Raw genomic sequence first — 6,130 nt, 5'->3', positions numbered from 1 at the left:
GTTTGACGGCATCAATCTACAGGCTGTCATCGACAACTGGAAATGGCACTATGCATGCCGCACGGCGTCCAACATTACCCTCTATTGGGAAGACGAGCCCTTCGTATTCCAGGACATGGGCGATCACACTGCCCCTGGCGAAATCTTTAACGCTCCGGGATGCAAATTCACGCAGAAGAAATACGGGCCTGTTCTTGCCCTCTGCTGGTGGAGGAAAGACTGCAAGGAGCCCATTTATCTCGTGTCCAATTTGAGCTCTGGCGAAGAAGCCTGTCGTTTCTATTCCAAGCGATTTCGGATTGAAACCTTCTTCTCTGACGCCAAAAGTCGCGGATTCAACCTCCACAAGAGCCGCATTTCCACCCCCGAAAGAATTTCCAGGCTGATGATCGGAGCCTGCCTGGCCTATTACTGGATCGTTTATCTCGGTGCCGTCGCGATGAGCGGTGGCTGGTGGCGGAAAATCCGCCGCTCGAACCGCTGCGACCTGAGCCTCTTTCAGCTCGGCCTGAGCCTTTTGAAATACTTTCTCAAGAATGGATACGATATTCCCTATCGCTTCTGGTGTTTACCCGAAACTACAAGTAGTTAGCGACGGAGCAAACCTATGCACACCCAAAGGTGTCCGGTAGCAAAATATTGATTAGTAATTTGTGCATTAAGTGAAATGTCAGTTTTTGTCTTTGGAGAGAGTTAGGGCGTCCAAATTGAATCTCGATTGTTGCCGGTTTTTTGACCCTCCAGAGCCCGGAGGGCTCACAGCTATTAGCCGGGGGTTGAGGCCTTAAGGCCGATACCCCCGGTTAAGAATGAAAAAGAAGGAAACGACCCTGAAGGGGTCGCAGAATGCCCTTGCTGGCACCCCTTCAGGGTGCATGATCATGCTACCAGCCTACCGGTGGTATCGCCTTTGCTGGCTCGACCACCGGCTAATGGCTGTGATCCCTCCGGGATCAGGAGGGCCAAGAACCGGGCAAGAAATTCGGGCGATTTTGCCCCTTTTTAGACGCCCCAGGAGAGAGTGTTTCTATGCAGAAAATCCTACCCTCCATATTTATAAGCATTATGCTTGTATTAGTGTTTTCATCTTATTGTAATACGTTTTATTCTCCTCCTATTCTGGACGACTACCATTCTTTTATCGAAGATGAAAGTGTCTATATAAAAGACCTGTCTCCCAGCAGTTTGATTTCTCTTTCCAACACCAAATTCGGGTGGGGGCGTTGGATACCGATGATGACTTTTGCCCTTGATCACCGTTTGGGAGGGGGGCAAATTTTTTATTTTCATTTAACAAATTTTATCATCCATATTTTATCCTCCCTTGTAGTGATCTTCCTGGTGTCGCAACTTCTAAAATCAAACAGAAAAGAAGATCATTTTCTAACGGACATTCCCCTTGTTTATTGCGCTATATGGGTTGCAGGGCTGTGGTCACTCAACCCTGTTCAGACGAATGCTGTTACTTATCTTGTGCAACGTATGGCCTCTATTCAAACTTTCTTTTATATCTTGAGCGTTTCGTTTTATGTTCTAGCTCGCAGAAAACACCTCTTTGATCATGGTGGATCAAAGGCTCTATTTTTTTATATACTATCTTGTTTTTGTACAATCGGTGCATTTTTATCGAAACAAAACGCGGCTATGCTCCCTGTGATGCTTCTTATTACCGAGGTCTGGTTTTTTCAACCCCAATTGTTCTCATCTTTTTGGGCAAGAATTAGAGAAAGTCATAGAGTTGGTTGGATAACCCTACTATTGTGTCTCTTCCTGAGTTTTATTCTCTCTGTGAAGGTCTTTCTTAGTTTTCAAGAAGGTTATGCGATCAGGAACTTTAGTATGTGGGAACGGTTGCTCACGGAAGGGCGTGTAGTTGTTTGGTACCTGACGATACTGATTTGGCCTGTTCCTTCCCGCTTATCCATAGAACATGACGTTGATATATCCACGTCGCTTCTGAGTCCTCCAACGACGCTATTGTCTTTCATTTTCCTGTTTTTTATTTTCTACCTGACATTGCGATATCGACGGAAATTTCCCCTTCTCACCTACGGAATTGTATGGTTTTTCCTAAATTTAGCCATAGAATCGACTATTATTGGCCTGGAACTTGTTTTTGAACATAGATTGTATTTGCCTTCTATTGGATTCTATCTCTTCCTTGTTATTGCATTGGTTGAATTATTTCGATCGCTGTTGGGAAAGATGTCAAATTCTGATTTCATTAAAGTGGCTTGGAGTGGATTTGCCCTTGTGGCTGCATGTTATGGTATGCTGACCTTTCAACGCAATGAGGCTTGGCAAGACTTCTTGACTTTAAATCAGGATGTTGTCTCCAAAGCTCCGTTGAACTCTCGAGCTCATTGCAACTTTGCTGTTGCACTAGCAAGGGCCCAGAAATATGAGGAAGCTATACAAGAGGCTAAAATCGCAATCGAACTGGGAAAAGAAAACGATGAACAGTATATCGGTGCTGCTCATGTAATCGTCGGTGCTTTAATAGGTCTCGGAAATTTCGAGAAAGCCGCCGAAGAGGGGGAGTATTTTTTGACGAATCATCCCGAAGGCTGTGATTTAAGTGCGCTTCCAATCCTCTGTCTACAAATTGCTGAGGCCTATCGAAAAATGGGGCAACTGAGTAAAGCATACTCTCATGCGCTTCTCGGCATGGAATATAATCAAAAGCTAGGTGACCGCAGCTATGAAAAGAAATTAATAGAAGGCATGTTGGTCAGGGTATTGACCGCAGCGAAGGAGAAAAGTCTTGATCTGAACGATGATGGACAATTGGACCCAGGGGCTTTGCCCATAACCACATGGATCGCAAAGGCGTTTCTGAATTATGGCGAACGTGAAGAAGCTAAGAAATTACTCCAGGAAGCTTCTTTGGAAAATCCCGATGATCTTGAAACACGCTCTTTGTCAGAATCTCTAATTCAAGAAGATAAACATAATCAAATTCAGGAATACAAGGGAAGTTTTTTAGATAAATATGTAAAGAATCCTTATTCCCGTTTTAACGCCTGCATGGCATTGGCCTATTTGATTCGTGAATACCGGTTACTATCTCCTTTTCTGAAAATAGGTGAAAAACTAATAAACTATTCTGCTAACTTTAAGCCCGATGCCGCTGATGCTCACCTATTGAAAGGTTGGTACTATTTTGAAAAGGAAGAAATAGCGCAGGCCGTAGATTGTGCGAAGCGGAGTTTAGAGCTAGATCCTCAGTATGCCAAGGCTTATTTGGGGTTGGGCTTTTTCTTGTTGAGGGCAAATGAACCTCATGAAGCCATTGCTGCATTTCAAAAAGCGTTGGAACTCTTCCCCGGATATCCAAAAAGAAAGATTCTATCAGATATCATTGTAGAACTTGAACATGGCATATCAAGTATACCGCGAGCGGATAAAAGCTGGACTTTTTGAGTTGAGGTGTGTAACGTCCTTCTGGGAAAAGCCAATGAAGGGGGCACACCATGATTCAAGTCGAATTCAGCCGGGCGCATTCCCCGTTTTTTACGAACTGTGAGAGGGAGTGGCCTCTCGATGAGCGCCACCGTCCATTTCTTTGCTGACAAGATCTTGCTCGCTGATACCGCTGGTTCCAACGGATTCTGTGCTCATGTTCTCCATCCTCCAAGGGAGCCAGCCACGAGCATGTTCTGGAGCCAGTTTGAATGATACTGGAACCCGTTGAACTCCTCGAAAGGCGAAGCCCGTAGGCCCTCACGGCGAGCCCTTGCGCCGTAGGGGTGGAAGTTCCAGAGGAGAGCCATGGAGCGCAGGTAAAGGAGAGCGCTCGACGCATGTCCGTGGAAGTACTGGATGGAGTAGAGTACCCGGTCCTGGTAGTTCATGAGACGATCCAAGGCGTTGCTGGTGCGATAGGCGCCGGGGTGCGAGAAGGCTTTCTTAAACTCGGGGGCTTTGTCGCAGAGCCCCAGCAGCTTTTCCCGTGCCGGGTCCTCAGGGAGTGCTTCCCCCCACTGCCGGAGCCTGCGGATGCGCTGGGAAAACTGGGCAAGCGTTTTGGAATGATAGGCATTCCAGACCTTCTCCGCGATGGCTCTCAGAAGATCAATCCGTCGCTTGCACCGTTCCTGGATCTTGAGGAAGGCATGAAGAAAACACAGGATCAGGGTGATGCCGGGAAAGAGCGCCACCCAAGCCCGTTGCGTGTGCTCCCATCCGTCGGTGCCGACGGTTTCGGGTTGGTAATCGGGCTTCAAGTTGCAGGCTTCTTCTTTGAAATGCCCGTAGCTTTTGGTGAGGGATTCCGTCCCGGCACTCTCCGAGAGGCAGACTCCCAGGATGCACTCCGAAGCGACGGTGGTCGCCACGTAGGCTTTTTCACCATTCCATCGAGTGTGTTTTTCATCGGCCAAAAGATGCTTGGGAAGACGAGCAGGGTTTTTGACGGTCGTACCGACAATCGAGTTGCGGCCCAAGGAGATATAGGCCCGATACCAGTACATCGTAACCGTTCAGAGGGCTTACTGTTGAGCAGATTGATTAACCCAGGATACGTCGGGTGCTTGTCCTTTGAAATAGCATGTGACGGCATCGACGAGGACATCAAAGGTGCTCATTCCCTTGAGGCGGCAGGTCTCTTTGACGGAGAGGATTCTTTCAACCCAACGGTCGCCCTTTTCGCTGGAGGTCCCCTGCATGAGTCTACGCCAGATGACGGCAAATCGCAGAGTCCTCTCGGCGCGATTGTTGGTGGGCTCAACCCCATCTTCGAGGAGAAACAGCCACAGATCGCCCATGAGTTTTTGTAGATGACGGGCAAACCTTCCCCCATCATCCTTCCGCCCTCGATACCGGGCGATCAGATGCACCATGCGTGCATACCACATACTGGCTTCCCCTTTGGTCGGCGGAGCATGAGCCCAGGAGATCAGGCGTTGGAGCTCAGCGAGAGTTCTTCGGCCAAACCATGCGAGCTCCGGGTCATGTCTTTGGGACAAGCCCGTGGCTCTGCGAATCAGATGGGCGAGGCATGCCTGTTGAGCATTGACCCAGTTGCGGTAGACGCCATAACCGTCACTCACGAGAATTCCGGCCCAGTTGTCCACCAAGGCCTTGAATGCCTCTTTGGATCGACTGGTCTGGACTTTGAAGAAAGCCACCGAAGGGTTGACCATCACCCACAACCACATCAATACTCCATTTTGGAACCAGGGTGTTTCGTCGACATAGTTGACCTTAGCCTGGCGGGCGACCTGGCCTATGGCTTCATACAAGGGTTTGATGGCTTCGGAGGTCCGATCGATCACCCTCTGGATGGCCCCTCGACTGATGGAAAGTCCAAACACCGATCGCAAAAATGTCTGAACGCTCCCCCGACTGTTCCCATGGCAGCCCGACATCTCGGCAATAAGGGCCGTGAGCCTTGGTCCATACCCACTCTCATGCTCATGGGGGACCTGGGCCTTGTTGAGCCTACCGCATCGAGGGCAGGTCCCTTCGTGAAGAACGAAATGGGTGACCTTCATTTGAATAGGAGGAAGTTCGATACTCTGGTGGGTATAAAAGGGATGGGTGACAGGAAAATGCGTATTGCCGCACTTGCAGCGCTCGGGCTTCACAGGAACGATAACCTGAGGAGTAAGTAAGACCTGCCGATGGCCTGGATGACCTTTGCTTGCTCCCGGCTTCCCCTTCTTCTCCAGGTCTGAGGGCTTCTTCTTGAACGGGCTGTTTGTCGATGGGGGACGGTCAGAATTCTTGGAATCTTCGTTGCCCTTCGCCGTGAGCGCTTCGATCTTTTTTCTCAGAGCTGCGTTCTCGGAAAGCACTGAAACCAGAAGAAGGAACACAATGGCTATCAGTTTTTCACAGGAATACTCGGATTTCAGTTCAACGGCAGGATTAAGGTTGATGACGGAGGAAGTCGTTTTCATTGGTTTAACTTCTCTGAAAAGTCTGTCCACCAAAGCGGTAAGCCACTGACTCGACAATAAAATACGTAAAGGATGGCCAATTGTCCATAGGGGTACAAAAGTATCAACGGCGGCGAGCATTCAGTCCAAAATGGGCGGTGAGGAAGCCGTCCGCCACGGCTTTCGGCAATAGACCCGTCTCGTCGTTCCCTTTTTCCACCCACTCAAGATTCTTTTAATTCAATCCT

The 6,130-nt window shown here is 48.8% G+C and carries 4 protein-coding genes; 2 read left to right on the top strand and 2 right to left on the bottom strand.

The window, feature by feature from the left end:
- Together MWC30_RS21165 and MWC30_RS21160 are read left to right on the top strand one after the other, a co-directional pair.
- On the top strand, positions 1-592 hold a 592-nt coding region (locus MWC30_RS21165), incomplete at its 5' end, for a transposase (RefSeq protein ID WP_244086192.1).
- A gap of 437 nt (positions 593-1,029) precedes the next feature.
- The gene (locus MWC30_RS21160) at positions 1,030-3,423 is read left to right on the top strand and encodes a tetratricopeptide repeat protein (RefSeq protein ID WP_244086191.1); all 2,394 of its coding nucleotides are present in this window, start codon (positions 1,030-1,032) and stop codon (positions 3,421-3,423) included.
- Between the two features lie 194 nt (positions 3,424-3,617).
- On the opposite strand, the gene MWC30_RS21155 is transcribed toward MWC30_RS21160, so the two are convergent.
- Both MWC30_RS21155 and MWC30_RS21150 read right to left on the bottom strand, forming a co-directional pair.
- Positions 3,618-4,472 carry a hypothetical protein gene (locus tag MWC30_RS21155; protein WP_244086190.1) on the bottom strand — a complete coding sequence of 285 codons (855 nt, stop codon included), beginning with the start codon at positions 4,470-4,472 and terminating at the stop codon, positions 3,618-3,620.
- Positions 4,473-4,490: 18 nt separating this feature from the next.
- Positions 4,491-5,903, bottom strand: a complete 1,413-nt coding sequence (locus MWC30_RS21150) for an IS66 family transposase (protein ID WP_244086189.1) — start codon at positions 5,901-5,903, stop codon at positions 4,491-4,493.
- Between the last annotated feature and the right edge of the window lie 227 nt (positions 5,904-6,130).

Source organism: Desulforhabdus sp. TSK, from assembly GCF_022836495.1.
GTDB lineage: Bacteria > Desulfobacterota > Syntrophobacteria > Syntrophobacterales > Syntrophobacteraceae > Desulforhabdus.
This window is presented reverse-complemented; position numbering and strand designations above follow the sequence as displayed.

What these genes read in the sequence shown, in the direction of transcription:
- MWC30_RS21160 (WP_244086191.1), top strand. Translation starts at nt 1,030, where the DNA reads ATGCAGAAAATCCTACCCTCCATATTTATAAGCATTATGCTTGTATTA.
- MWC30_RS21155 (WP_244086190.1), bottom strand. Translation starts at nt 4,472, where the DNA reads ATGTACTGGTATCGGGCCTATATCTCCTTGGGCCGCAACTCGATTGTC.
- MWC30_RS21150 (WP_244086189.1), bottom strand. Translation starts at nt 5,903, where the DNA reads ATGAAAACGACTTCCTCCGTCATCAACCTTAATCCTGCCGTTGAACTG.